Below are 25424 nucleotides of genomic sequence, written 5' to 3' on the forward strand. Positions count from 1 at the left end.
GGGGGGGCGGGGGGGGGGGGGGGGGGGGGGGGTGTTGGGGGGGGGGGGGGGGGGGGCGCTCCGTTTGCGCTGCTGCCGCGGAGTCAACATCCCCGTCGTCCACCTACAGGCTCGGGTGGGGGGCGAGCGCCCCCCCGCCCGGGGCCCCCGCTCCTGTCACGGGGCGGGGTCAGCCGTTGTCGTGTTCGTCGTCCGAGTCGGACTGGGCGGTGACCTTGCCGGTCGTGGCGTCCACGGAGCCGTCCCAGGTCTTGCCGTCGGATCCGCGCACCTCGACGTGCCAGGACGCCGCCTTGCCGTTGTCGTCGTCGGAGTCCCACTCGACGCTCCACGCCTCGCCGGGGTGGGCGGCGATGGCGGCCTTGAGGGCCTGCTCGGCGGTGACCTTGGCGGCCAGCAGGTTCTTGTGCTCGCTCGCGTCCTCGTCGGTGTCGACGTTCTCCCGGGTCACCTTGCCGGTGGCCGCGTCGACCTTCAGCTCGGCGTGGCCCTTGCCGTCCTTGGTGATCACGTCCACGTGCCAGACGTTGGCTTCCCTGTCGAGGGACTCGATCATCCCGGGGTAATCCTTCAGGGCCGCGGCGGCAGCCCCCTCGGCCGTGACGTCGACCAGGGGGGCCGCTACGGCCGCGGGAGCCGTGCGTACCGCGTCGGCGGGCGCCGCGACGGCGGCGGCCGCCGGGCCGCAGGCCAGCAGGACCGCGGCCGCGGAGACGTACAGGTTGCGCTTCATGGGCTCGACCTCCTCAGGCCGGCCAGGACCGCGTACCCGCGGTTGCCCGGTGCGGGCGGCCGGCAGCGAGCGTTCCCGCCCATTGTCCGGCCGGTCGCCACCGCCCGCCGCCCGGAGCGCGACAGACCTTGTCGCGGTTGAGGCGCAAGGGCTCCGCCGCCGGGCGCAGTGCTCGGTCACGGTCCGGTGGCCGGCCAGACGGCCACGGCCGCGGTGGCGGCGAGCCCGAGGTCGAGTGTGATCCGGCGGTCCTCGCGGCCGGTCAGGCTGCGGATCACCTTCAGCGTGCCCGCGTAGCAGCAGAAGAGCGCGAGCAGTCCCGCGACGATCCAATGGGCGATGTTCATGGTTCCCGTTCATGGGCGCACCGCTCGTCCACGGGGACCCGTCGATTGTGGCGTCGGCTTCAGGCGAGGCCGGTGGCGGGCTCGGTCGCGTAGCGGCTCATCGCCTCGATGTTGGCCCGGGGCGTCAGCGGCCGGCCGTCGGCGAGTGCTTCCTGGAGGTCCCGGAAGTACTGCACGTACAGGCCGGGGGTGAACGTGCCGAGCATGACGGCGGGTTGGTCGGTCGGGTTGGCGAAGGTGTGCGGGGTACCGGGCGGAACCATCACGAGCGTGCCCCTGGTGGCCTCGTGGTCCTCGTCCCCGACGGTGAACCGCACGGTGCCGGAGAGGATGTAGAAGCCCTCGTCGTGCTGGGAGTGGCGGTGCTGCGGGGGTCCTTGGGTGTGCGGGGCGAGGACGGACTCGGTGATCGCGAGGCGGTGTCCGGTGTTGCTGCCGTCCTCCAGAACGCGCATGCGGGTGGTTCCCAGGACGATCGTTTCACCGTCGCCGGGACTCACCACCGATACGGCAGGGGCGGTCTGCGGCTCGCTGCTCTTCGCTTCTTCGGTCATGCTCACGAGTGCACCGTCCGTCCGCCGCCGGTGTCCAAGACCCATCCTGCGGCGCCGATACCCCGTGGGTATCGTTGCAGGGTGGAGCTACGGGCCTTGCGCTACTTCGTGGCGGTCGCCGAGGAACTCCACTTCGGCCGGGCCGCCACCCGGCTGCACATGAGCCAGCCGCCCCTGAGCCGGGCGATCAAGCAGCTGGAGGCTGACATCGGCGCCCTGCTGTTCGCCCGATCACCCACCGGGGTCACGCTCACCCCGGTGGGCACGGTACTGCTCGACGAGGCGCGGGCCCTGCTCGACCATGCCGACCGCGTCCGCGTGCGCGTGAGCGCGGCGGCCGGCGCCGCGGTCATCACCGTCGGCATCCTGGGCGACGGCACCGACCCGGGAGTATCGAGGCTGGCCGCCGCCTACCGCCGAACCCACCCCGGCGTCGACATCCGCATCCGCGACACCGATCTGACCGACCCGACGTGCGGGCTTCGCGCCGGTCTGGTCGACGTCGCCCTGACCCGGGCGCCGTTCGACGAGACCGCCCTGACGGTCCGTGCACTGCGGACCGATCCGGTCGGCGTGGTCCTGCGCGCCGACGACCCGCTGGCCCGCCGCGACCGGCTGCGGCTGGCCGAGCTGAGCGACCGCCGCTGGTTCCGGTTCCCGCAGGGCACCGACCCCCTCTGGCAGTCGTACTGGAACGGCGGCACGCCGCGCGAGGGCCCGGTGGTGCGCGGCGTCCAGGAATGCCTGCACGCCGTGCTGTGGAACGGCACGGTCGGCCTGGCCCCGCTCGGACACGACCTGCCCGCGGAGTTGGCCGTGGTACCGCTGATCGACATGGCCCCGAGCCGAGTGGTGGCGGTGTGCAACGAAGGCGACACGAACCCGTTGATCCGGTCCTTCATCGAGATCGCGGCAGCGGCCTACCGTCACTGAGCACCGGCAACAAGTGCAGAATGGGCGGCATGACAGACCGTTCCGTCCCTGTTGCTGCGGACGCCGATGACCGCGAGGCGGTGGAGCACGTCCTCGGTCGCCCCTTGAGCCGGACATGGCCGGCGGGTGCATTGGCACCGGGTAGCCGGGTCACGGTCGTTCGTGCCCCGGACCGGGAGGGTCCTTGGCGGGTCGAGTTCGCCGGGACGATCGATGCCACAGGTGCACCCGAACCCAACGAACATGCACAGGCGCTCAGTGGTGAGTTGCTGTACTGGGTCACCTTCGACACACCGCAGTACGACAGCGGCGGGGACGGTCCCCATCGCAAGGCCCAGATCTGGGGTCGCTACCTGCGGACCGAGGCGGAGCCCGAGGCATGAGGTCGGCCTTCCGGGGCGAACCGCCGTGGAGAGGGCGCCCGAGGCGCTGACGAGGGGGCGATGGCACGGGGGCGGCAGGCTCCAGCTCAGCATATGGGCGCGGGTCCAGCGCTGTTCAGGCCGATCGCGACCCCTCGCCGGGTCTCGTACAGGAGGAACGCCGCACCGGTGGTGCACGTCACGGCGAACGACAGCAGAACGGCAGCCGGCCACCAGTAGTTGGCGGTCCCCGCCACCCACGGCCAGCGGGTGCGGACGTGGTCGGCGGTCCCGAAGAACGTCTCCGGCTCGGGGACCCCGAGGAAGGTCCCGAAGGCGACCCTGACGATCTGCCCGATTCAAGTCCGACTCGACCAGCGGGCGGACCCGACACCGGGGCGGCGACCCCTCGTTCGCTTGGCGGCGGGCATGACCGCTCTCCATTTCCGCCCCTGGTTCCATCGCACCACGGAGGTGCGGGGGCGGGCGAAGCGACAGTCTCGTCCTCGCCCGTCCCGTCCCGGAATTCAGAGAAGGTTCAGAGATTGACGCTACAACCACTCCGGGGCGTCCCCCTGTTCTGCTGAGCGGGTGCCCGGGTCCTGTGCCCATACTGAAATGAGGGGGGAGGAACTGACTGCGCCATCCGAGCGCGGAAGGGTGTGGCCGAGGAGGCGAGCCGAGATGACAGTGGAGCAGTTGTCACAGGCCGACAAGGGCTTCATCGAGCAGATGGAGGACGCCAGTCGGCGCTACGCGGCCCGTGCCGCCGTACGTGACGGCCATAGGGAGGCGCTCGAGCGGCACGGCATCCTCCATGCCGACACCCAGGAGCGGGTCAACAGCCGGCTCAGCCGTCTGGGCGTCGACTGGGCCATGGCCACGGCGATCGAGCGGACGCCGGGGACCGCCACGACGGGTACCAGTCTGGATCTGGACCGCGAGCTCGTCAGTACCGACCTGCTGACGCTCGAACGGTTCATGGGCCGCAACGACCTCATCGGAATCGACTACCTCGAAGGCGGTTTCCTCGTCTCGCGCTCGGTCGGTCGAATAACCGTCCGGAGCCCCGGGGCGTCCCTCCACGGAACCGGATTCCTGGTGTCCCCCTCCCTGCTGATGACGAACAACCACGTGCTGGGCTCCGCCGAGGAGGCGGCCGCCGGAGTCGTCGAGTTCGACTTCCAGGCGAGCGCGGACGGGCGGCCGCTGGTTCCGGTCGTGTTCCAGCTCGATCCGCAGAGCTTCTTCGTCACCCACCGCGACCTCGATTTCACCGTGGTCGCGGTTTCCGGACGCTCCCGGGACGGTCAGCCGCTGTCGTCCTTCGGGAGGCTGCCGCTCAAGGATGCGCAGGGCAAGGCCGTCATCGGGGAACTCGTCAACATCATCCAGCACCCCAACGGCGAGCCCAAGCAGCTCGCCCTCCGTGACAACCAGATCGTGGACGTGCTGGACGACTTCCTGCACTACTCGGCCGACACGGCGCACGGCTCGTCGGGCGCTCCGGTGTTCAACGACCAGTGGGAGGTCGTGGCACTGCACCACTCAGGTGTCCCCCGCAAGGACCGCGACGGCAACGTGCTGGCCGTCGACGGAAGCATCTGGCGTCCGGGCATGGGAGAGCACCGGGTGGACTGGAAGGCCAACGAGGGCGTACGGATCAGCCGCGTCCTCCGCATGATCCAGCAGTTCCCGCTGTCAGGCGCCGCCGCGACGCTCCGGGCGGAACTGTTCGCGGCAGGCTCGTCCCTGCACGCCGTGGAAGTCCCGCCGCCGACGGTCCTGACCGACCGGACGAACAGCTCCGCGCCCCAGAACACGACGACGGACCACCACGGCAGCGAGCAGCAGGCCACGACGAGTTCCGTCCGCTGGAGTATCCCCCTCCACATCACCGTCAGCCTCGACACCGAGGCCCTGCAGCAGCAGGCAGCGGCAGCCGGTGCGACACCGGCGCACCAGGTGCTGCGGCCTGCGACCACCTCGCCGTACGTCGGTTCGCCGGCCGGAATCGGGAACATCGACGGGCAGTCGCCCGCGGAGCGCGACCTGGCAGCCGCCCTGGTCAACCTCGCGGCCTCCAGCACCCTCCCCTACTACGACCAGGCCGCGGACCTGACGGCACGCAACGCCTACTACGCGGGCATCAGCGCCGACGACCCCACTGCTCTGCGCCTCGCGCTGACGCAGCGTCTGGAGTCGACGCACGAGCGCCGTCCGGCGTACAAGCCGATGCGGCTGCTCTACCCGTGGGTGGACCTGCACCCCGACCGGAAGCTCCACGGCATCTACTCGGACAATGCCTTCACCCCGGAAGAGCTCATGGAGGCCGACGCGGCGGTCGAGGCGGCACGGATCGGACGCTGGCAGGAATTCATGCTCCACGAGAGCGCGCCCGGCCCGGAGGCCGTCGAGGCCGAACTCGACCTCCTGGAGGCGTCGCTGCCGTTCAACTGTGAACACGTCGTTCCGCAGTCCTGGTTCGCCAAGAAGGAGCCGATGCGCGGGGACCTGCACCACCTCTTCGCCTGCGAGTCGACGTGCAACAGCTTCCGCGGGAACATCCCCTACTTCGACTTCCCCGACTTCGAGGAGGTCGTCCGGCACAGCTGCGGACGCCGGGAGACGGGGAAGTTCGAGCCCTCGGCAGGCAAAGGGCCGGTCGCCAGGGCGACGCTCTACTTCTTGCTCCGCTACCCCGGCAAGATCGGCGACGAGGCACGCGAACTCCAGCGGGCCGGCCTCGAGATGCTGCTGAACTGGCACAAGGACCATCCGGCGGACCTCTACGAGCAGCACCGCAACGCGGCGATAGCCGAGATACAAGGCAACCGGAATCCGCTGATAGACCACCCGGAGTGGGCGGAGCGGATCGACTTCGCGGGTGCCTGGCCCTGACCCCGGCGTCCGTCCGGGGCGAGGGCCGGGGCGATCGCGCCGAGGGATTCGGGGACGGCCCGGCCGCCGTCGACGGTGAGGGTCCGGCCGGTGCTGCGGCGCGTGCCGCCGCCCCGGGTATCTATCGTGGTGAGCGCGGCATGCCGTCCAGACGCCGCATCGCCTTGCCGAAGGTCTTCTCCACACGGCTGCGGCCGGCGCGGATCATCAGGCGTACGGGCCGGGGGCCGTCGGCGGCCATGGTCCAGCTGACCCTGGTCACCGTCCGGGACAGCGGGGTCAGTCTCCACTCCTCCATCATCGCCGTGATGCCGGGCACGTTCGTCTCCTCGATGCGGTAGGCGAAGCGCTCGCCCGGATCCCAGGCGATGACGGCCTCGTGGAACCGAAGGCCGCCGGCGACGCGCAGGTGCCGCGTCGTGCCGATGCCGAACGGGGGTGCTCCCTGGTACTGGCATTCCCGCGCGAAGCCGAGCCAGCGCGGCCAGTCCTGCGGTCGGGCGGCGAGCTGCTCGAAGAGGAGGTCCGCCGGCGTGTGGAGGTCGCGGGTGCATGCCTGCCGGACGGGTGCGCGTGCGAGGAACCCCGGGTCCTCGAAGCGCAGCCGGTGCGTCATGGTGCCATCGTCGAGCCTTCGTGGCACCTGCGCACCACGGGTGCTCCGGAAGGGGTACGTGGTTCGGCCTTCGGGGGCGGCCGGTGCCCTGTCGGGCTATTCGCGGGCGTCAGCGGGGGCCCGGTCCTGCGGGCGGACTTACGGTGCTAGAGCCCGTGCCCGCCGCGAGTCCGAGGAGACAGGAATGGCTGGGGCCTTCAAGGGAGTGATTCAGCAGGACATCCGGGAGTCGGTGCCGGACTGGGAGCCGTATGCGGAGCCGCAGGCTCCCGAGGGCGCGCCGAACGTGCTGTACCTGGTGTGGGACGACGTCGGCTTCGGAACCCTCGACGTCTTCGGCGGGCTGGTGGAGGCTCCGGCGATGCGCCGGATCGCCGACATGGGCGTGAAGTTCACCAACTTCCACACCACCGCACTGTGCTCCCCGACCCGGGCGTGTCTGCTGACGGGCCGGAACGCGACCAGCAACGGGGTGGCCTGCGTCATGGAGGCCACCAGCGGGTTCCCCGCGTCCAACGGCCGGATGCCGTTCGAGAACGCCACCCTGGCGGAGGTGCTGGTCGAGCGGGGATGGAACACCTACGCCCTGGGCAAGTGGCACATGTGCCCGGGAGAGGAGGCCAATATGGCGTCCTCCAAGCGGTACTGGCCGCTGGGCCGCGGGTTCGAGCGCTTCTACGGATTCCTCGGCGGCGAGACCGACCAGTACACACCGGACCTGGCCTACGACAACCACCGCATCGAGCCCCCGTACCTCCCGGATCAGGGCTATCACCTGTCGAAGGACCTGGCGGACAAGGCGATCCAGTTCATCCGGGACGCCAAGGTGATCGCCCCGGACAAGCCCTGGTTCAACTACTTCTGCCCGGGCGCGGGGCACGCTCCCCATCACGTGCCGAGCGAATGGGCGGACCGGTACGCGGGCAGGTTCGGCGACGGGTACGAGGTGTACCGGCAGCTCACGCTGCAGCGGCAGATCGAGCTGGGCATCATGCCGGAGGGCACCGAGCTCACGCCGATCAATCCGCACGGCGAGCCGGACGCGTCCAGTCCCAGCGGGAAGCCGTGGCCCGAGGGAGAGTTCGTGCGTCCCTGGGAGTCGCTGAACGCCGAGGAGAAGCGCCTGTTCACCCGGATGGCCGAGGTGTTCGCCGGGTTCGTCTCGTACACCGACGAGCAGATCGGGCGGGTACTGGCCTACCTGGAGAAGTCCGGGCAGCTGGAGAACACGATCATCGTCGCGGTCTCGGACAACGGCGCCAGCGGGGAGGGCGGCCCGGACGGCTCGTTGAATGAGAACAACTTCTTCAACGGTGTGCCGGACGACATGGCCGAGAACCTCCGCCACATCGACGAGCTGGGCAGCCCGACCACCTACAACCACTACCCGACGGGGTGGGCCTGGGCGTTCAACACCCCGTTCAAGTACTGGAAGCGGTGGGCCTCCTACGAGGGCGGCATCGCCGACCCGATGATCATCTCGTGGCCCAAGGGCATCAAGGCGCGGGGCGAGGTCCGTCACCAGTACCTGCACGCCGTCGACATCGTGCCCACCCTGTACGACCTGATGGGCATCGAGCCGCCGGACGAGGTGAAGGGCTTCAAGCAGAGCCCCCTGGAAGGCGCCAGCTTCCGGGCCCTCCTGGAGGACGCGCAGGCTCCCGAGCCCCGGCAGACGCAGTTCTACGTCATGCTCGGCACCCGCGGGATCTGGCACGACGGCTGGCACGCCACGGCCCTGCACCCGCCGGTCCCGTCGGCGTGGGGCCGCTACGACGAGGACGTCTGGGAGCTGTACCACCTGCGGGAGGACCGCTCCGAGAGCCGGGACCTGGCCGCCGAGCATCCGGAGAAGCTCGAAGAGCTCAAGCGCATGTGGGCCCAGGAGGCCGCCAAGTACAACGGTCTGCCGCTGGACGACCGCGGCGTGGTGGAAGTCATGGGCTCCCCGCGGCCCCAGCTCGCCAAGCCGCGCGAGCGGTACCTCTACTACCCCGACTGCGCCGACGTGCCGGAGTCCGTGGCGGTCAACATCCGCAGACGCTCCTACTCCATCGTGGCCGAGGTGCTCCTGGACACCCCCGAGGCTCAGGGCGTGCTCTTCGCCCACGGCGGCCGGTTCGGCGGCCACAGCCTGTTCCTCAAGGACGGGCGCCTGCACTACGTCTACAACTGGCTCGGCAGCGTGGAACAGAAGATCGTCTCCTCGGAGCCGGTCCGCCCTGGCAGCCACCTCCTTTCTGCGACGTTCACCGCCGGCCGGCCGGACAGCCAGGGCAGCATGCTGGGCACGCTCACCCTCCACATCGACGAACGGCAGGTCGGCCAGGGTGACATCAAGACCCAGCCGGGCGCCTTCTCGATGGTCGGGGAGGGGCTGACGGTCGGGCGCGACAGCGGCCAGCCGGTCTCCACCGACTACGCCGCGCCGTTCCCGTTCATCGGCGGGACGATCGAGCAGGTGGCGGTGGACGTCAGCGGGGAGCCCTTCGCGGATCTGGAGAAGGAGTTCGCCGCCATGTTCATGCGCGACTGACACCGCCGCCGTTGGGCGGGGCGTCTTCCTGGCGGTCGTCCGCCGCACAGCGGAAGCCCTGGTGGCCGGTGCTGCTGTCGGGCGTGCTGGAGCTGCGGGCGGCCACCCGGTAGCGGCGGCAGTAGGAGGCGTGGCACAGGTAGGACCCGCCGCGGATCACCCGTGCGGTACCCGAGGCGGGGCCGGACGGGTTCTGGCGCCCACCACGCGCGTAGGCGGTGGGCGAGTACCAGTCGGCGCACCACTCCCAGACGTTGCCGCACACGTTGTACAGGCCGTGGCCATTGGGCGGGTAGGCGGTCACCGGCGCGGTGCCGTACCAGCCGTCCGGGCGGGTGTGGTGGCCGGGGAAGCGGCCCTGCCACACGTTCATCCGGCGCTCACCGCCCGGCTCCAGTTCGTTCCCCCAGGGGAACGCGGCCTGCTCCAGCCCGCCCCGGGCTGCGTACTCCCACTCCGCCTCGGTCGGCAGCCGCTTGCCCGCCCACGCCGCGTACGCGGCGGCGTCGTTCCACGACACGTGCACCACCGGATGACTGCTGCGGTCCGCGGCATCGGAGCCGGCGCCCTCCGGACGGCGCCAGCACGCCCCGGGGACCTGACGCCACCACGGAGCCTGGGCAACGCCCCGGGTGTCGGGGAACCCGGGCGGCAGCAGCCCGGCGAAGACGAACGACCAGCCGTACCGCTCCGCGTCCGTCACGTACCCCGTCGCGGCCACGAAAGCGCCGAAGTCGGCGTTGGAGACCGCGCACCGGTCGATCCGGTACGGCGCGAGCTCCACCTCACGGACCGGCCCCTCGCCGTCGCCCGGCACCACCCACTGGTCCGCGGCGCCCATCAGGAACCTCGCCGCGTCCAGCCGCACCATCCCGCGCTCCCCGCCCGAACCGGTCCCCTCGGGAGACACCCGCCCGGCGCCGGACGGCGGCGGCGCGGCCACCGGCGCCCCCGGACGTGGCCGGGACGGGCCGCAACACCCCGCACCCATACGACTGCCGGACATGCGTCACCCTTCTTTTGGCTCCCGCAAGGCGGCGTACGCCTCGCGGACGGAGGAGAAGACACGGAGCTGCTGGGTGGCGCCGTCCCGGAACGGACTGGCGCGCAGAGCCGCCAGGACACGCTCGCGGGGACGGGCCAGGACGAACTCGCAGCCGTGCTCCCGCAGGTCGGCGGTCAGCTGCGCCAGGACCTCCGCCGCGGTGGAATCGAGGTAGAACACCGCCTCGGCGTCCAGGACCACGTACCGCGGATATGGTGCCCGCGCCCCGGCGAGGAACAGGACCCGCTGGTGGACCCGGTTGATGTTGGCGAAGAAGAGCGGCGCGTCCACCCGGTAGATCAGCACGTCCGAGAAGGCGGACTCGCCCGGCGTCGCCTCGTGGGGCACCCCGCCGTCATCGGGGACGGCCAGCACGGCGTCACGGGGCCAGGCGGTGCGGCGGAGCAACTGCCCCAGCGCGAGGAGGACGGCGACCAGCAATCCCTGCAGGACGCCCAACGCCAGCACACTGACCGCAGCGGCGAACGCCAGCACGCACTCCCCGCGCCAACCGCGCCACAGCCGCACGAATCCCGTGGCGTCGATCAGCCGGAATCCCGACACGATGACCACGGCGGCCAGCACCGTCAGCGGAAGCAGCCCGATCACCGGACCACCGGTGATCAATGCGAACACCACGAAACCGGCGCCCACCAACTGGAACAACTGCGAGCGGGCCCCGCGCTGGGGGTCCTTCGCCGTCGGCGCGAAACCTCCCAGCACACCCGCACCCGCGCTCGCCACGCCCAGGGCCAGCGATTCCCGCGCCAGCGAGGCCTGCTGCCGGGAACCCGCGTCGGCCGCCCGGAGCGCGTCCACCGCCTCGATCGAAATGATCATGGCCATGCCGGCCGCGGCCGGCAGCAACGCCCAGACGTCCCCGACGGTCACATCCGGCCAGGCCGGAACGGGCAAGCCGCCGACAACCCGCCCGGCCACCGCCACACCGTGCCCCGACAGACCCGCCGCAGCCGATAGCACGACCGCCACCGCACAGACGACGAGCGAACCGGGTACGGCCGGCAGGACCCGCTTCAGCACCACGAGCGCGGCCAGAGCGGCAAGACCCACCGCGGCGGTCACCAGCTGCACCTGGTCCACATGGGTGAGCACCTCCCACACCCTGACCAGCGGACGGTCGCTGGAGGTCTTCACCCCCACCAGCGTGCCCACCTGACTGGCCATGACTTCCACACCCGTCCCTGCCGCGTACCCGAGCATCACCGGCGCCGACAGGAAATTGGTGAGCCCCCGCAACCGCCCGGACGGCAACAGCAGGACACCCGTCAGGAGCGCCAGACACGCCGCCAGTGACGCCATCCGGCCGGCGTCGCCTCCGGCCCGGGCACTCACCGCGGCGAACGTCATGATCGCCAGGGTCGAAGAAGGGCCGACCGGCACCCCCCGGGTGGACGTCAGCAGGGCGAACACCGCCATGCCCCCCACCGCGGTGTACAGACCGGCGGCCGGACCGAGGCCGGCCAGCTGCCCGTACGCCAGAGCCTGCGGCACGAGCATCACCGCGACGGCGAATCCCGTCACCGCGTCGGCGCGCGCCCAGCGCGCCGAATAGCCGCGCAGCTGGCCGAGGAGCGGCACCACGTTCTTCGCGGACACCCACCGTGCATCCATCCGATCATTGTCGGTGGATGAAACCGACATTTACGCCACAACACCACATGTCACCCATGGACATTCGCGTCGTCGCCGCCTGTCCGGAACCAGCCGCCCGCCGGATGGACCGGCCAAGGAGGCACATCGCCCCGGCCCGCGTCCGGCACGGCGGCTCGCGGGGAGCTCGCCGCGCCGGCGGTCCGGCCGGGCGTACAGGAGCGGGGGCGGTCCGTTGTCACGCCTTCCTCCGGAAGCGCCAGACCTTCCCCGCTCCCCCTCTCCCCCGCCTCTTCTCGTGGAGGGGCAGCCACAGCCTCCAAGCACCGTTTCGGGAAGGAGCCGTCAGTGTCCGGACCCCGTGCCCGGCCTCCGCCGGCTCACGGGCTGGATGCGCAGGTACGCGCCGCTCCCGGGCCAGATGGGCGAATTCGCCCGGCACCCGGGTGCCCCCGGGGACATGCCCTCCGCACCGTGCGGGTATCCGGGGCGTGGGCGCTTGGGAAAGACGTCGATGGTGAGCTGCGACTGCCGCTGGATACCCACGGAGTCGAGGTCGGAACCGGTCACGAGGCCCCAGCTGCCGGTGTGCGGGTCGAAGTCGCTGGAGGTGACCAGCGCCCGCAGACGGTAGGTGCCGGCCTGGGCGTCGGCGAGGATGAAGGGTCTGCGCTTGGCGGCCTCCCTGTGTCTGGCCGCACCGTAGAACCGGTGCCGGCAACAGGCTGGTGAGGGCTTCGACTCCCGTTTGCCGACCGTGATGGTCCCCGCCGGGCGTACGTAGTCCCCGGGCAGGATCCTCACGAGGAGGATCCGCATGGGGAGGCATCTCGGGCCAGCACTCGGCCTCGTGCCGGCGGGCCACGGTCGTGATGGAGAACAGCAAGGACATCAGCGACATCCGCGTAAGCGGAGGAACACGGTCGTCGTCCGCGAGCACCACAAGAAGGGGCATGCCCTCATGCTTGTACTCGTTGCAGGTGTCCTGGTGCAGGACATCGTTGCAGAAGCCTCCGAGGAACTCCCAGTCGGATTCAAAAGGGACATCGGCAAACAAGAGCTCCATCAGCGCGGAGGCCGGCCCGGTTGGCATGGCCTTCGACCACACCGGAGCTCCACGGCGTGGTCAGGCCGTCGATGACGGCCTCGCGGTCCCGGTCGATGCAGGCGGCGAGGTGTGGAGGCTGGGCAGGCTGTCTTGCCGGACGGCGTCGAGCCGGTCGGGCAGACGCTCGCCCTGGCAGTCGGTGAGCATGACCGCGGTCGAGTTCGGGGCAGTACGCACAGACGGTGTTGAGCTGGAGTCGCTCGGGCTCGGTGAGTGAGTCTGGGTGCCGGAGGATCCATCGATCCGCAGCTCCGCCAGCGAGAGGGGCCGGTGGGAGCAAGCCGAGTACGGGGATAATCCTCGCCTCCGGCCACGGCGTGTACGCCGGACTCGAATGCCTCGCGCGGGCCCTGCGAGTGTGGGAGCTCGGCCACGCCCCACCCGCGCACGCCCGCCGCGGCCCAACGAGGTCCATTCCGGAGCAGCACCGCTCCGAACTGGAGCCCCCTTGCATTGCACCAGGGCCAGGCCCCCTCTCCCCGCCGCGAGTCCGCCCCCCCACCGTCTCCGCCCGTGCGGAAACCGCCGACGCCTGCTTCCGGCTGGCTGCCACTGGGAGATGAGTTTCCGGGATGCCCGCCCGCACCAGGCCGCGCACGCCATAACGTGCTGTCTCGACCGAAGCCGGGTGCCGGGAGGGCGTTCATGGCGGTGAACAAGGTGGACTACCGGATGTGGGTGGCGCTGGCGCAGCGGGATGACTTACCGCAAGCGGCCTTCGCGGCGGTGGTCGAAGGGCTGCTGCCCGGTCCGGAGGGGTTCGATCCAGGCTGGCAGGAGAAGGTGTTCGGTGAGGCCGTGCCGTCGCTGCTTCGCCGGATCGAAGACCAGGAGGTTCGGGACCGCCTTATTTCGGCGCTGGGCGGACAGGTGCCGGACCTGGTACGCAGGGGCATTTTGGGTGTGCGAGACGTCCCGGCCGTTCTTCGGTTTCACAAGGCTGACGGTGAGCTGGTGGCGGCGCTGGCCCAGGATGACGCGCACCGTGATGTTGTCGTGGATCTCGTCGAGGCAGTTACGGGCCTGGACCAATTGGTCGTGATCATGCTGTGTGCGGAGCGACCTCGCCTCGACAAGGACGACTGGCGGCCTGAGGTGCCCGGGTGGCTGTTCGACGCGGTGCTTGAGCGCGGGCTGGGGCTGGTCACTGCGGGACTGAAGGCCTTCGCCACTGCCCGGCAGGAGGTGGATCCCTCCTGGGGGCCGTCGAACTGGCCGGCCTACGCGGCGCTGGGCATGCTGCTTCAGCGATGCCCGCACAGGTGGCTCGCCCTGGCCACCGACCCGGCGTACGGCCGTAGTGTCCAGCACACGCTCCTTGACTGCGTGGAAGCGGACGAGCTCACCGACGAGGTGCTCGCTGCGTGCGCGCCGGCCCTGGTGCTGCCCGAGTGGTCCGACTTCGCAAAGCCCGCCAACAGCCAGCGGGCGCGGTTGCGGCACATCGGCGGGCGGGTGATGCGCCACCCCCGGCTACGGGACACGGCCCCGGCAGCGCTCCATGAGGCATCCGCCTACTGCGTCAAGCACGGTCGGCTCCTCCACGCCACGAAACTGCGCGGACTGTCCCAGCACGAGGTGACCTCCCTGGCCAGGGACCTGGCACTCACCAGCGATAACGGGAAGGAACTCGCGAAGCTGTGGACGCTGGTCGCGGGCCTTCCACAACCCACCGCAGTGGAACGCCCCTCCAAGTACGACGCCGGTGAGCCCCCTACGCCGAAGCAGCTCCTGAGCAGCGACGCCCGCGTGCGTGCTCTCGCCGAGCTCGCGAGCAATCCCCGCCTCGACCGCCGTCTTGCTCTGGACGTGCTCGAAGGCCTGCACGACGTCGAGGTGCGTTGGCTGGCGGCCGACCACGAGACCCCGGGCTGGCTCAGGAAAGCTGCCAGTCAGTACCAACCCGAATCCCCCAGCAGGCCTGCGATGGATGTGCCCCGCATTCTCACCGACGAGGAACTCGACGCCTGCGAAGACCCTGAAAGGGTCATGCAGACCTGGATCGACGCGGTTCGAGACCACCCGGGCGCCTTCTTCGACCAGGTCGAGTACGCGGTCATTCACTCCCGGCACCGCACCGACTCGCTGGTGCGGCAGATCCGCGCCCACATCGTGCTCAGCTCATACGACCCACCTGTGGCCTCGGAGACGTTCCTCGCCCTGTGCGGGAGCGATCCGCACCGCTGGCACGCCGTAGCCCGGGCCCTCGCTTCGAAGCGGGACTTCGAGGTGACGTTCGGTGAGTTCATCGACGCAATGACCGCCCGGTTCCACTCGCCGGCCCCGGCCGGTCCTGACCCACGGTGATGCCGGCCCCGTGCCTCAGCGCTCCTGCCCACAGGATCAGGCCCCGGCCCCGGCCGTGCGGGGAAGGACGGTCAACCGCCGGGCTGGAACATCTCGCTCGCCAGCATCCGGAAGGTCTCGTCGGGATCCCGCCCGTCCAGCGGGCCGTCCAGGTTGCCGGAGAGCAGCAGCGTCGCGAAGCCGTGGGCCAGCGACCAGGCCGCCACGAAGCCGATGGCCGGGTCGTTGCCGCGGCCCTCTAGTGCGGTACGGAGCCGGCTCCGCGTCCGCTCGCGCGCTGCGAGGAGTTCCGGGTCGTCCGGGCGCAGGAGTTCCGGGCGGAACATGACCTGGAAGTGCGCCGGGTGCCCGGCGGCGAAGTGCACGTACCGGGCGCCCAGGTCACGCAGGTCCTCCGCCTCGCCGAGGGCGGCGAACAGGAGGTCGTGGCCCTCGGTCGCGATGGCGGTGAGCAGGCCCGCGCGGTCCTTGAAGTGGTGCGCGGGTGCGGCGTGAGAGACGCCTGCGCGGCGGGCCAGGTCGCGCAGGGACAGGGCCGCCGGCCCGTCGGCGGCGATGACGTCGAGGGCCGCGGTCAGCACGGCCCGTCGCAGGTCCCCGTGATGGTAGGCGCGTTGGGTGGTCATGGTCTGAGGCTACACACCATCTAGGCGTTGACAAGTTTGGCTGGCGGATGGAATCTAGTCAGGGTCAAGATGCGCGGTCACGGAAAGAGGGATCTGCATGAGCAACGGCAACGGACGTGTACGTCAGATGTGGCACCTCCTGGAGCCCCTGCATGCCGTCCTCTACTACGCTCCCGAGGTCTTCGAAGAGGTGAGAGCGCTCGGTTACGACACCAGCGAGCGCTGGCCGAGCTACTTCGCGTTGCGTGCGGCGCCGCTCGGGGCACCCGGAGCCCGTCAGGTGGCCTCCGCGTTCTACAGCTTCAACCCGCGCATGGTCGCCGAGCACATCCCCGCCGCCTGGGACGTCGCCGCACCGGAGGAAGTGGTCGCGGCCCGGACGCGCGGCGTCGACCGGGCGTACCGCGCGCTCATCGGCGAGCGGACGGACAGCCCCGATCTCGTCGAGGCAGCCGCGCTCGCCCGCCGGGCGGCGGAGGCCGCGCACACCGAGGGCCGCCCGCTCGCCGCCGCCAATGCCGCGCTGCCCTGGCCCCGGGAGCCGCACCTCGTGCTGTGGCAGGCCGCGATGATCCTGCGCGAGCACCGCGGCGACGGCCATCTCGCCGCCCTCCTGACCGCAGACCTCGACTCCGTGGAGGCACTGGTGTCCTTCGCCGCGATCGGCGCCGCGCCGGCCGGGGTCTTCGCGAGCCGCGGCTGGAGTGAGCACGAGTGGGCAGCCGCCCGCGAACGACTCACCTCACGGGGACTGCTGGACGCCGACGGCACGGCGACCGACGCGGGCCACGCTCTGCGCGCCGAGGTCGAGCGCCGCACCGACGAACTGGCCGCCGCCCCCTGGCAGGCGCTCGGCGCCGAGGACACCGCGCGGCTCGCCGAGCTCCTTGGCCCGCTCTGGCTGGAGGTCCTCGGCTCAGGAATGCTGCCCCGCGAGAACACACTCGGCATCGGGAAGGTGTGAAGGAACAGCGGACTGATGAGGTGACGAGTGACCCGCCGGTAGCCTTCGGTTCGAAGGTGCAGGTTCGGGGCGGTCGTCGCCGGAGGGCCGGGCCGTGCGGGTGGTGGGGCTCGCGCCCTCGCTGTGCCGGCACCCGCGGGGCCGGCGGGGTTGCGCATGACGTCCCGGGCTTCCGAGACGTCATCCAGGGTGAACGCACGGTGCACGCAGTGGCGTACGACCTGTCATCTGCTCACGGCAGCAGGGAGCGGGCCGCCGAACGCGGTCGTCTCACACGTCAGGCCCGTGTCACGGTAAGCAGCAACGGCGAGTGGACTCCGAGACGGCCGGCTGAATCGGCGACCGTCTCGGCCAGCCAGCCGGCCGTCTCGCACGACCACTCGGCGAGGTCGCCGTGGAGCGTGATGCCGTGCAGGGGCGGGCCGTTCCAGAAGCCGTCGCCGAAGGGCGGCGGGGTGGCACTGTCCGGTCCGGCTGGTTCGCCGGACCGGACGATGAAGACGTCCTGGTGCAGGTTGCGGAAGTGGTCGGTGAGTTGCTGTGCGGCCGCGGGGACCGAAGGGTCGCGGCCGCTGTTGATGCCCACCTTCACCGGCGTCCGCGATCGGGGATCGCGTTCGCCGAACCAGTGGACCGTCCGCATCGACGGCACGATCGCCTGCGGCAGGCGCGATGCCCGGCCGTGCGGTGACGTCCTCTGGCATGGGGTCCCGCCGCCCGGAGTCGCGTCTCCTCGTCCGGACGCTGCCGTCGACGGCGCCGGCGTCCCAGAGATCGTCAAGGGCACCAGGACGGCGAGAGCGGCGCGGCGAACGCCCCTGTTGAGCATGGGATTCCCCTCCAGGCCGGACATGTTCCGCCCCGGTTTCGAGTGGCCCCTTCCGCACCCGGCCGCGCTGCTCACCGGACTCGGGGACGCCTGGTGGGCCACGGATCAGTCCCACCAGAGCACGACGTGCAGGCGGCGCTCGGCTGCGCCGAGGTAGAAGTCGCGCAAGGCGTCGAAGTGCTCCAGCAGGTACGCCCTCAGACCTCCGGTGACGGAGCCCAGCTGGCCGGTCAAGGATGCGGCGTCACGTTCGTCGGCCGGCAGGGCGGCGAGCAGGACGGGCATGTCGATCTGGCCGAGCAGCTCGGCGACCCGCGCCACTTGAGGGACACCCAGGCCGGTGGGGGCGTCCCCGAAGGGGGCTATGGCGTGCGGGTGAGTGTCGAGGAAGCCGAGGTCCAGAGCCGTGTCGCCGTCGGTGGCCCGGCGCAGAGCATCGAGATGGACCTCTTCGAGTCCGGCCACCTCGCCGACGCGTTTCAGCAGGGCCGGTGCCCAGTCCAGGTCCAGCACGTCGTACGCCGGTGGATCCCAGTGGGGATCGCCGTCCGGTGACGCGGCGGCGGACTGGCGGCAGGCGGCGAGATACTCCCCGGGGATGCGGGCGAGCTGCTGAGTAACGGCCATGACGGCAGTATCCCTGCCGCGTCCAACGGTTTTCGGATGCAGGCTTGGGGCCGCCCAACGTCCAGGCGCAGCCGCTTGAAGCGCAGCGGCTACCGGCAGACCCCACCCCGGTCGACGGCCCGGTCGGCGCTGACCTCCGCCACCACCTCGGGGCGGACCAGGACCGCGTCCAAGACGTCAGGTGACCCTCACGCCGCCGCGAACCGCGCCCGTCCAGGGTCTGTCCGGCAGACCGCGCAGCCGGCCGTGCGCGTCGGGGCGGCCGAGGACGGGCGGCGGTCGAGAGCGGCGGGCCTTCCGTATCAGCGGCAACTGCGCAGAGGGGCCTCCCGTCTGGCATTCCTAGGATCCCTAGGTTATAACTAGGGATCCTAGGATCAGAGGAGGATGCATGGCGCGGGCAGGGCTGACGGCGGAGCGGGTGACGATCGCGGGCGCCGAGTTGGCGGACGAGGTCGGACTCGACCGGGTGACCATGTCGCAGGTGGCGCGGCGGCTGGGCGTGAAGGATGCGAGCCTCTACACGCACGTTCGCGGTCTGGAGGATCTGCGCGGACGGATCGCGCTGCTGGCGGCGGACGAGAAGACCATCCGCATCGCGGAGGCGACCGCCGGGCGGGCGGGCAAGGAAGCGCTGGCGGCGTTCGCCAACGCGTGGCGGGAGTACGCCCGCGAGCATCCGGGGCGCTACATGGCGACGCAGACCCCGATCCGGATCGACCCAGAGCTGGCCGCGAAGGCCTCCGGCCCGCGGCGCGCAGTCGAGCTGACCTACGGCATGCTGCGCGGCTACGGCCTGACCGAGCCCGACCTGACCGACGCGGTCCGCTTGCTGCGCAGCACGTTCCACGGGTTCGTCGCCCTGGAAGCCGCGGGCGGCTTCGCGCACGAGCGTTCGCCTCAGCAGTCCTGGGTCCGCGCCCTCGACGCCCTGCACACCCTCCTGGAGCACTGGCCCCCGTCCCGAGAAGGAGACTCGTCATGATCGGCCCGACCGTCGGCAGCCTGCGCGTGAACGGTGCGACCCTGCACTACGAAGTACGCGGCCGGGGCCCGCTCCTGCTGCTGATCCCCGGAGGGGCGGGCGGCGCGGCCTCCCTCGACGGCATTGCCGATGAGCTGGCCGCCGAGTACACCGTCGCGGCCTACGACCCGCGCGGCATGTCCCGGAGCACGCTGGACGACCCCGAGGCCGAGCAGCGAGTGGCCGAGCACGCCGACGACGCGTTCCGGATGCTGGAGCTGCTGTCGCCTGGTGAGCCCGCCCGGGTGTTCGGCGCCAGTTCGGGCGCGATCGCCGCCCTGCACCTGCTCGCCGCCCACCCCGAACGCGTCGAACGCCTCGTGGCACACGAGCCCCCGGCAGTGGAGGTCCTGCCGGACGCCTCCGAACACCGCGCACTCATCGCGCGCGTGCAGGAGACCTTCCGCGCACAGGGGCTCATGCCGGCGATGGCAATGTTCGCTGCGGGCCTGAAGAAGGACGGCGCCACCACCGAGCCGCGGGCCGAGATCAGGCTTCCACCGCAGGCAGCGGCACGGGCCGAGCAGACGATGGCCAACCTGCCGTACTTCATCGGGCGCATCGTGCCCGGCTTCATGTCCTACACCCCGGACGTCCAGCGGCTGGAAGCCCTGTCGGACCGGCTCGTGCTCGCCTGCGGCCACGACTCACGCGGTGAGCTGCCCTACCGTCCGGCCGCCTTCCTGGCCGAACGTCTCGGCACGGAACTCCTGCACCTCCCCGGCGGGCACACCGGCATGACCACGCATCCCGCCGAGTTCGGCGGGATCCTCCGAAAGGCCTTCCGCACCTAGGAGTTGTCGTCAAAGTGTCACGCCCGCATCAGGAGTGAAGCGAGGGCGGTCCTCCCGTACGGCCTCCCGGGTGCGGGAAGGCCCCGACGCGGGGTGGGCGGGTGGGCCGGAAGGGTGGAACGGCTGGGGCGGCGTTCGCGGCGCGTTGGCCGCCATGTCCCTCCGGGGGTCTCATGGACTGCGGTCGGCCCGCCGTGTTCCCGTCCAGCGTGGACGGCCCGCCCCGGCTGTCCGAGGCCGGCCGGTCGGCGGTCGGCGGTCGGCGGGAGGAGATGAGGGCCGGTATGGATGAACACGCTCGTATCGATGTCCACCAGCACGTGATCCCGCCCGACCGCGGCCGTGCGATCGCCGACCGCGCGGCCGCTTTGGGCTGGCCGGTGCCCGTCTGGGACCGGCGGAGCGCGATCGCGATGATGGACCGCCGTTCGATCGCCACCGGCATGCTCTCGTACGCCGCTCCGCTCGGGGCCCCCGACGACGTCGAGGGGGCCCGGGCCACGGCCCGGGACGTGAACGAGTTCACCGCGGAGCTGGTGAAGGACCGGCCCGACCGGTTCGGCAACCTCGCCGTCCTTCCCCTGCCGGACGTGGACGCAGCGCTCGCCGAGGCCGCCCATGCCTTCGACGAGCTGGGTGCCGACGGGGTGATGGTCCTGTCCAACGCCCACGGGCGCTACCTCGGGGACCCGCTGTTCGAGCCGCTCTGGGCCGAGCTGGACGCGCGCGCGGCGGTGGTCCTCGTCCATCCCACCGCACCGCCCGGTGCGGTGGTCCCGGGCCTGCCCAGCCCGCTGGTGGACTTCCCGTACGACACCGCCCGCACCGCCCTGCACCTGGCAGTCGCGGGTGTCCCCGGCAGGTACCCCCGGCTGAAGATGATCCTCCCGCACGCGGGCGGCTTCCTGCCGTACGCCGCCCACCGCTTCGCGGCCGCCGCCCGGCTGCATCCGGGTACCACTCCCGCAGACCTCATGGGCGAGCTGCGGCGCTTCTACTTCGACACCGCGTTCTGCGCGGGCCCTGCCTCGCTGCCCTCTCTCCTCGCCTTCGCCGAGCCCGGACACGTCCTGTACGGCAGCGACTTCCCCATGGTGCCGGAGGAGTGGTGCAGTGGCTTCGACGACGGGCTGGACGGCTACCCGCACTGGAAGGACGGGCAGCTCCGCGCGATCCACCGCGGCAACGCCGAGTCGCTCTTCCCCCGTCTCGCACCTGCCTGACCGCCGCCGAGGCGCACCCGTGGTGCAGTTCCGCGACGGCTGTTCCGCTTCCCCGGCCCAGGGAGCACCGTCGTCATCCGACCGCTCTCACATGGCCGCAACCGCGCCCCCGGTCATGTGCCGCATTGACCCCGCTGCACCGTCACGGTTGCATGCTCCTCTTCTGACCGTCCGGCCGACCGGCCGACCCGACCGTCCGCCGACCGGGCGGGGCGGGCCGGTGTCGGAAGGCCGAGCGGGCCCGGCCGCCGTATCGTCGGGGCGTCAGAGGACTTCGCGAGGCCGACGAAGTGAGGCGGACGCCATGAGCGTGCTTCAGATCGCACTGCAGGAGGGCTTCCAGGGCGAGCACGTCGTGGTCGCCGTGGACGGAACCGTCGTCCTCGACGAACCCTCGTTGCACACCAGACTGCAGGTCGGCCTGGCCCGCTCCATCGAGGTTCCGGTACGGGACGGCGGGGTCACGGTCGAGGTGTCGGTCCAGGGAGGGCCGCACGAGAGCCTGGAGATCGACACCACCGTCACCAAGGCGGTCCTGGTCGACCTCGGCGCAGACGGCAGCCTCGCCGTCCGCGCCAGCGGAGACCTCCCCCGGTACATGTGACCGGCACGTCCGCCGGCCGGGGCGCTCCGCGGACCGGCTCGATCGGACGCGGCCGGATTGCGGCCCGGGGTGGTTGCACTTCCACTTGAGGGGTCAGGCCTTCCAAGGGCAGGGGTGTGAGCTCGGCGGCACGACCGGACGAAGCGCCCCCTCCGGCGCCGGTCCGCCGGCCGTCCGCATCTCGCTCAGGCATCCCGCCCGTCGCAGCACCCTGCGCCGATGTGGCCAGGGCATGACGACAGGCCATACGCCGCAGACCGCGCGCCACGCGGCCCCGAATCGGCCGGACATCCACCCCCCTTCCGCTGCACCACCACGCCCGGGCGACGGAGCCCCGGCTGAGGAGAGGCCGGCATGACCACGCAGAAGCACCACCCGCAGAGCGGGCTCGACGAGCTCGTCCGCGCTGTCGTCGAGGAGATCTCCCGCCTCGCCGGTGACGGCCGGGCCCGGGCCGGGCACCGCTCGGGCCCGTACGCCGAGGCTGCCCAGGAAGGCTGGGACACGGCGGCCGGGGCCCAGCCGGAAACGGCGGCCGCGGCCCTCCTGGTCCAGCGCAGCGGCGTGTACGTCCGCACCGACCTGCCCGTCCCCACCCCCGACCAGGACGGTGCGCAGGGCGTGCAGAACGCACCGGCGATGCCCGGGACGGTCACGCCCGACGTACGCCCGAACGGGGCGGCGATGCCGGCGGGCGCCCTTCCCGACGAGAACGCGATCGCGTACCAGCAGCCCCAGACGGGCCAGCCGGCCGCCGAGACGCTCGCGCCCGGTGCCGCCCTCGGCCTGTTCGAGGAACTCCGCGTCGACGTGGACGGGGCGGCCCCCACGATGACCGTCTCGGGCCGCATCTGGCGGCTCCTCACCGGCGGTCTCACCTGGATCGCCAGAGTGACCAAGCAGCCGGACGGTTCGTACACCGGTCCGATCAGCTATCGCGACGGCAACGAGTCCCTGCGCCCCGCCACCTCGATCCGCGTACAGCTCACCGGCCGCCCGCCGCTGCAGCCGCTCTCGGCCAGGGTGACCTTCAGCCGCCCGGGTGCGGCCGACCTGGTCCTCGGCTACGCCTTCGCGCGGTCGGCGTTCCGTGAGGTCGGCATCGAGTTCGACCGCGTCGAGGGCGCCGAGCAGACGGACGCGTACGCGCTGCACGACCATCCGGTGCGGCCCCCCGGCCTCCCCGACATCACCCTCACCGTGGAGGACGCCTTCACCCGGCAGGGAATCAAGGTCAGCCGCACCCACGGCAGCAACGTGATCCCGCGCTCGGCCTCCGTCAACGACAAGTGGTCCGACATCGAGATGCACGACGCGATGCAGCAGCACTGGTCCGAGTGGAAGCCCGGGCCCGGCGGGCAGGGCGTCGCCCAGTGGCAGGTGTGGACCCTGTTCGCAGGCGTGCACGACGAGGGCACCAGCCTCGGCGGCATCATGTTCGACAGCATCGGCACCGCCCAGCGGCAGGGCTGCGCGATCTTCTCCGACTCGTTCATCTCCGAGCGGCCGCCGAACGACCCCGCACCCGACGCGTTCGTCCGCAGGATGCGGTTCTGGACGGCCGTGCACGAGATCGGGCACTGTTTCAACCTCGCGCACTCCTGGCAGAAGTCGCTGGGGGCTCCGTGGCTGCCGCTCGTCAACGAGCCCGATGCCCGGAGCTTCATGAACTACCCGTTCCGGATGCCCCGCCCCGGCGGGCCCCAGGCGTTCTTCTCCGACTTCCGGTACTTCTTCTCGGAGAACGAGCTGCGGTTCCTGCGGCACGCACCCGAGCGGTTCGTGGAGATGGGCAACATCCCCTGGTTCGACCACCACGCCTTCGAGCAGGTCCGCCAGTACTCCGCCCCCGGCGCGCTGACGCTCTCGCTCCGCGTCAGCCGCGACCCCGACCACCAGGGCATCTACCGGTACGGCATGCTCGAGCCGGTGATCGGGGAGCTGAAGCTCGCCAACACCTCCACGGACCCGGTGATGGTCGACCGCAACAAGCTGATCGGCGACGACCTCGGCATCGTCATCCAGCGCGAGGGCGAGACCGAGGCCCGGATGCACCGGCCGTACATGAAGTACTGCATGCGCCCCGAACCCGTGGTGCTGCAGCCCGGCGAGGCGCTCTACGGGCAGATCGTGCTCAGCTCCGGAATCGGCGGCTGGCAGATGGCCGAGCCCGGCATCTACCGCGTGTACGCCGCGCTGCGTACGTCCGCCGGCGGTGCCGCGGCCGGGCAGGTCATGGCCGAACCGCTCATGCTCCGGGTGGAACGCCCGGCCAGCCGTGAGCAGGAGCGGCTGGCGGACGACGTCTGCACGGACACCGTGGGACGCGTACTGGCGCTGGGCGGAAGCCGGGTGCTCCAGGGAGCCAACGACGTGCTGCGCGAGGTCGTGGCCCGGATTCCGGACGAGGCCGTCGCCAAGCACGCCGCCGCGTGCCTGGCGCTGGCCGACACCGTCCCGGGCAAGGTCATGCGGGGCGGTGCCGACGGGGCGGGTCCGCGCCTGGAGCTCACTACGCCCGACACCGAGTCGGGGCGGCAGCGCGCCGAGCAGGCGTACGGAGACCTGAACGCCGCAGCCGAGACGTTCGGCCACATCCGTCTGACCCGCAACATCGCGCACCTCGCCCGGTCGCTCGACCAGCAGGGCGAGGGCGAGCCCGCCACGCGGCTGATGAGCGGTCTCGCCCGGACCCTGGAGAGCCGCCAGGTCAAGCCGGCTGTGGTGAAGCGGGTCCGCAAGCTGGAACAGCAGCTCGCCGACGGCGGCCAGTAGCGGCCGCCGCAGGAACCGCGGTCGGGCCCTTCGGCCCGCGCCGGCCACGAGCCCGGTCGCGTACGCCTTCGACGGTCTGGCGATCGGGCACCTGGCCGCGGTCGCCCTCCTGGAGGGGGTCGGGCGCCTCGATCGCTCCGCGGTCAGCGCGTCCGACCCCTTGCCGGGCATCCGTTCTCGTCGTCGCAGGACCTTGCCCGGTTCGTGTACCGCCCCGGTTTGCGCCGGGGCGGCCAGGGCCGTCCGTATCGCGTCGTCCGGGCCGGACTTGCGCGGTTGACCTGACCACCTGTCGGACACCACACTTCATGACGTGACGATGGGGTGAATGCGATGCCTCTTGAGGGCGAGTACGGACCGAGTCCGGTGCAGTGGGTGCGCGATCAGGCCGACCTGTACGAGAGTTCGGGCGGCACGCAGGCGTCGACGCTGTGGGACACGGGTCTGCCCATCGTCGTTCTCACGACGCGCGGCGCGAAGAGCGGCAAGATCCGCAAGATCCCGCTGATGCGCGTGGAACACCAGGGGCGGTACGCGGCCGTGGCCTCGAACGGCGGCTTCCCGCGTCACCCGGTCTGGTACTTCAACGTCAAGTCCGACCCGCGCGTGGAGCTCCAGGACGGGTCCGAACGCCGGGACATGACCGCCCGTGAGATCACCGGGGACGAGAAGGCCGAGTGGTGGGAGCGCGCGGTCGCCGCGTATCCGCCGTACGCCGAGTATCAGGAGAAGACCGACCGTGTGATCCCCGTCTTCGTGCTGGAGCCCGCGCGCGGGTAGGACCCGGCTCCTCTTCACCTGGGAAGTGCCTCCGGCTGGGCCGAAGCGGGGGGGGGGGGGGGGGGGGGGGGGGGGGGGGCGGGGGGGGGCCCCCACAAGGGGGGAGGAAGGGGGAGGACCCCCCA

The 25424-nt window shown here is 71.3% G+C and carries 22 protein-coding genes; 12 read left to right on the forward strand and 10 right to left on the reverse strand.

The annotated features are described in order from the left end of the window. Positions 1–169: 169 nt before the first annotated feature. From ACZ7IF_RS32055 to ACZ7IF_RS32065, 3 genes are all read right to left on the reverse strand, one after another. Entirely contained in the window at positions 170–733 is a 564-nt protein-coding gene (locus tag ACZ7IF_RS32055; protein WP_470978653.1) for a PepSY domain-containing protein, read from the reverse strand. Positions 734–909: 176 nt separating this feature from the next. Continuing rightward, positions 910–1080, reverse strand: coding sequence for a hypothetical protein (locus ACZ7IF_RS32060; RefSeq protein WP_470978656.1), 171 nt, complete (start codon positions 1078–1080; stop codon positions 910–912). 59 nt (positions 1081–1139) lie between these two features. After that, entirely contained in the window at positions 1140–1634 is a 495-nt protein-coding gene (locus ACZ7IF_RS32065; protein ID WP_470978659.1) for a cupin domain-containing protein, read from the reverse strand. 81 nt (positions 1635–1715) lie between these two features. On the opposite strand from ACZ7IF_RS32065, the gene ACZ7IF_RS32070 reads away from it, so the two are divergent. From ACZ7IF_RS32070 to ACZ7IF_RS32080, 3 genes are all read left to right on the forward strand, one after another. Next, positions 1716–2567, forward strand: coding sequence for a LysR family transcriptional regulator (locus tag ACZ7IF_RS32070; protein WP_470978663.1), 852 nt, complete (start codon positions 1716–1718; stop codon positions 2565–2567). A 29-nt stretch (positions 2568–2596) separates the two neighbouring features. Beyond that, a complete protein-coding gene (locus ACZ7IF_RS32075) occupies positions 2597–2950 on the forward strand; it encodes a ferrous iron transport protein A (RefSeq protein ID WP_470978666.1) in 354 nt (117 codons plus the stop codon). A gap of 663 nt (positions 2951–3613) precedes the next feature. Continuing rightward, a complete protein-coding gene (locus tag ACZ7IF_RS32080; protein ID WP_470978669.1) occupies positions 3614–5830 on the forward strand; it encodes an endonuclease in 2217 nt (738 codons plus the stop codon). Positions 5831–5951: 121 nt separating this feature from the next. Here the strand turns inward: ACZ7IF_RS32080 and ACZ7IF_RS32085 are convergent, their stop codons facing one another. Continuing rightward, complete coding sequence (locus tag ACZ7IF_RS32085) at positions 5952–6446, reverse strand: SRPBCC family protein (RefSeq protein WP_470978672.1); 495 nt, start codon at positions 6444–6446, stop codon at positions 5952–5954. A 184-nt stretch (positions 6447–6630) separates the two neighbouring features. On the opposite strand from ACZ7IF_RS32085, the gene ACZ7IF_RS32090 reads away from it, so the two are divergent. Further along, a complete protein-coding gene (locus ACZ7IF_RS32090; protein ID WP_470978675.1) occupies positions 6631–8982 on the forward strand; it encodes an arylsulfatase in 2352 nt (783 codons plus the stop codon). On the opposite strand, the gene ACZ7IF_RS32095 is transcribed toward ACZ7IF_RS32090, so the two are convergent. The 3 genes from ACZ7IF_RS32095 to ACZ7IF_RS32105 all read right to left on the reverse strand — a co-directional run bounded on the left by ACZ7IF_RS32095 (position 8969) and on the right by ACZ7IF_RS32105 (position 12457). Further along, positions 8969–9973 (reverse strand): formylglycine-generating enzyme family protein, encoded by a 1005-nt coding sequence (locus tag ACZ7IF_RS32095; protein ID WP_470978822.1) that lies wholly within the window; start codon positions 9971–9973, stop codon positions 8969–8971. The genes ACZ7IF_RS32090 and ACZ7IF_RS32095 overlap by 14 nt on opposite strands. Before the next feature lie 18 nt (positions 9974–9991). Beyond that, positions 9992–11659: a SulP family inorganic anion transporter gene (locus ACZ7IF_RS32100; protein ID WP_470978678.1), complete on the reverse strand. Its 1668-nt coding sequence runs from the start codon at positions 11657–11659 to the stop codon at positions 9992–9994. A 324-nt stretch (positions 11660–11983) separates the two neighbouring features. After that, positions 11984–12457, reverse strand: coding sequence for a hypothetical protein (locus tag ACZ7IF_RS32105; RefSeq protein WP_470978681.1), 474 nt, complete (start codon positions 12455–12457; stop codon positions 11984–11986). 934 nt (positions 12458–13391) lie between these two features. Here ACZ7IF_RS32105 and ACZ7IF_RS32110 point away from each other — a divergent pair. Next, positions 13392–15053, forward strand: coding sequence for a hypothetical protein (locus ACZ7IF_RS32110; RefSeq protein ID WP_470978684.1), 1662 nt, complete (start codon positions 13392–13394; stop codon positions 15051–15053). A 71-nt stretch (positions 15054–15124) separates the two neighbouring features. Here ACZ7IF_RS32110 and ACZ7IF_RS32115 read toward each other — a convergent pair whose 3' ends face one another. Further along, positions 15125–15679, reverse strand: coding sequence for a TetR/AcrR family transcriptional regulator (locus ACZ7IF_RS32115; RefSeq protein WP_470978687.1), 555 nt, complete (start codon positions 15677–15679; stop codon positions 15125–15127). Positions 15680–15776: 97 nt separating this feature from the next. On the opposite strand from ACZ7IF_RS32115, the gene ACZ7IF_RS32120 reads away from it, so the two are divergent. Further along, positions 15777–16643 carry an SCO6745 family protein gene (locus ACZ7IF_RS32120; protein ID WP_470978690.1) on the forward strand — a complete coding sequence of 289 codons (867 nt, stop codon included), beginning with the start codon at positions 15777–15779 and terminating at the stop codon, positions 16641–16643. A 277-nt stretch (positions 16644–16920) separates the two neighbouring features. Here ACZ7IF_RS32120 and ACZ7IF_RS32125 read toward each other — a convergent pair whose 3' ends face one another. Further along, a complete protein-coding gene (locus ACZ7IF_RS32125; protein WP_470978693.1) occupies positions 16921–17286 on the reverse strand; it encodes a hypothetical protein in 366 nt (121 codons plus the stop codon). 291 nt (positions 17287–17577) lie between these two features. After that, positions 17578–18099 carry a DUF1877 domain-containing protein gene (locus tag ACZ7IF_RS32130; RefSeq protein WP_470978696.1) on the reverse strand — a complete coding sequence of 174 codons (522 nt, stop codon included), beginning with the start codon at positions 18097–18099 and terminating at the stop codon, positions 17578–17580. A 391-nt stretch (positions 18100–18490) separates the two neighbouring features. Here ACZ7IF_RS32130 and ACZ7IF_RS32135 point away from each other — a divergent pair, with 391 nt between their 5' ends. The 6 genes from ACZ7IF_RS32135 (at position 18491) to ACZ7IF_RS32160 (ending at position 25299) form a co-directional block, all read left to right on the forward strand. After that, complete coding sequence (locus ACZ7IF_RS32135; RefSeq protein WP_470978698.1) at positions 18491–19084, forward strand: TetR/AcrR family transcriptional regulator; 594 nt, start codon at positions 18491–18493, stop codon at positions 19082–19084. Further along, a complete protein-coding gene (locus ACZ7IF_RS32140; protein WP_470978700.1) occupies positions 19081–19917 on the forward strand; it encodes an alpha/beta fold hydrolase in 837 nt (278 codons plus the stop codon). The genes ACZ7IF_RS32135 and ACZ7IF_RS32140 overlap by 4 nt, the downstream gene beginning before the upstream one ends. A gap of 284 nt (positions 19918–20201) precedes the next feature. Continuing rightward, a complete protein-coding gene (locus ACZ7IF_RS32145; RefSeq protein WP_470978703.1) occupies positions 20202–21140 on the forward strand; it encodes an amidohydrolase family protein in 939 nt (312 codons plus the stop codon). 304 nt (positions 21141–21444) lie between these two features. Further along, the gene (locus ACZ7IF_RS32150) at positions 21445–21744 is read left to right on the forward strand and encodes a hypothetical protein (protein WP_470978706.1); all 300 of its coding nucleotides are present in this window, start codon (positions 21445–21447) and stop codon (positions 21742–21744) included. Between the two features lie 354 nt (positions 21745–22098). Beyond that, on the forward strand, positions 22099–24519 hold the full coding sequence (locus ACZ7IF_RS32155; protein WP_470978709.1) for a hypothetical protein: 2421 nt from the start codon (positions 22099–22101) through the stop codon (positions 24517–24519). A gap of 333 nt (positions 24520–24852) precedes the next feature. Next, positions 24853–25299: a nitroreductase family deazaflavin-dependent oxidoreductase gene (locus ACZ7IF_RS32160; protein ID WP_470978711.1), complete on the forward strand. Its 447-nt coding sequence runs from the start codon at positions 24853–24855 to the stop codon at positions 25297–25299. Positions 25300–25424: the final 125 nt, after the last annotated feature.

Source organism: Streptomyces sp. NPDC037421 (assembly GCF_055602105.1).

What these genes read in the sequence shown, in the direction of transcription:
- ACZ7IF_RS32055 (WP_470978653.1), bottom strand. Translation starts at nt 733, where the DNA reads ATGAAGCGCAACCTGTACGTCTCCGCGGCCGCGGTCCTGCTGGCCTGC.
- ACZ7IF_RS32060 (WP_470978656.1), bottom strand. Translation starts at nt 1,080, where the DNA reads ATGAACATCGCCCATTGGATCGTCGCGGGACTGCTCGCGCTCTTCTGC.
- ACZ7IF_RS32065 (WP_470978659.1), bottom strand. Translation starts at nt 1,634, where the DNA reads ATGACCGAAGAAGCGAAGAGCAGCGAGCCGCAGACCGCCCCTGCCGTA.
- ACZ7IF_RS32075 (WP_470978666.1), top strand. Translation starts at nt 2,597, where the DNA reads ATGACAGACCGTTCCGTCCCTGTTGCTGCGGACGCCGATGACCGCGAG.
- ACZ7IF_RS32080 (WP_470978669.1), top strand. Translation starts at nt 3,614, where the DNA reads ATGACAGTGGAGCAGTTGTCACAGGCCGACAAGGGCTTCATCGAGCAG.
- ACZ7IF_RS32085 (WP_470978672.1), bottom strand. Translation starts at nt 6,446, where the DNA reads ATGACGCACCGGCTGCGCTTCGAGGACCCGGGGTTCCTCGCACGCGCA.
- ACZ7IF_RS32090 (WP_470978675.1), top strand. Translation starts at nt 6,631, where the DNA reads ATGGCTGGGGCCTTCAAGGGAGTGATTCAGCAGGACATCCGGGAGTCG.
- ACZ7IF_RS32095 (WP_470978822.1), bottom strand. Translation starts at nt 9,973, where the DNA reads ATGGGTGCGGGGTGTTGCGGCCCGTCCCGGCCACGTCCGGGGGCGCCG.
- ACZ7IF_RS32100 (WP_470978678.1), bottom strand. Translation starts at nt 11,659, where the DNA reads ATGGATGCACGGTGGGTGTCCGCGAAGAACGTGGTGCCGCTCCTCGGC.
- ACZ7IF_RS32105 (WP_470978681.1), bottom strand. Translation starts at nt 12,457, where the DNA reads ATGCGGATCCTCCTCGTGAGGATCCTGCCCGGGGACTACGTACGCCCG.
- ACZ7IF_RS32110 (WP_470978684.1), top strand. Translation starts at nt 13,392, where the DNA reads ATGGCGGTGAACAAGGTGGACTACCGGATGTGGGTGGCGCTGGCGCAG.
- ACZ7IF_RS32115 (WP_470978687.1), bottom strand. Translation starts at nt 15,679, where the DNA reads ATGACCACCCAACGCGCCTACCATCACGGGGACCTGCGACGGGCCGTG.
- ACZ7IF_RS32120 (WP_470978690.1), top strand. Translation starts at nt 15,777, where the DNA reads ATGAGCAACGGCAACGGACGTGTACGTCAGATGTGGCACCTCCTGGAG.
- ACZ7IF_RS32125 (WP_470978693.1), bottom strand. Translation starts at nt 17,286, where the DNA reads ATGCGGACGGTCCACTGGTTCGGCGAACGCGATCCCCGATCGCGGACG.
- ACZ7IF_RS32130 (WP_470978696.1), bottom strand. Translation starts at nt 18,099, where the DNA reads ATGGCCGTTACTCAGCAGCTCGCCCGCATCCCCGGGGAGTATCTCGCC.
- ACZ7IF_RS32135 (WP_470978698.1), top strand. Translation starts at nt 18,491, where the DNA reads ATGGCGCGGGCAGGGCTGACGGCGGAGCGGGTGACGATCGCGGGCGCC.
- ACZ7IF_RS32140 (WP_470978700.1), top strand. Translation starts at nt 19,081, where the DNA reads ATGATCGGCCCGACCGTCGGCAGCCTGCGCGTGAACGGTGCGACCCTG.
- ACZ7IF_RS32145 (WP_470978703.1), top strand. Translation starts at nt 20,202, where the DNA reads ATGGATGAACACGCTCGTATCGATGTCCACCAGCACGTGATCCCGCCC.
- ACZ7IF_RS32150 (WP_470978706.1), top strand. Translation starts at nt 21,445, where the DNA reads ATGAGCGTGCTTCAGATCGCACTGCAGGAGGGCTTCCAGGGCGAGCAC.
- ACZ7IF_RS32155 (WP_470978709.1), top strand. Translation starts at nt 22,099, where the DNA reads ATGACCACGCAGAAGCACCACCCGCAGAGCGGGCTCGACGAGCTCGTC.
- ACZ7IF_RS32160 (WP_470978711.1), top strand. Translation starts at nt 24,853, where the DNA reads ATGCCTCTTGAGGGCGAGTACGGACCGAGTCCGGTGCAGTGGGTGCGC.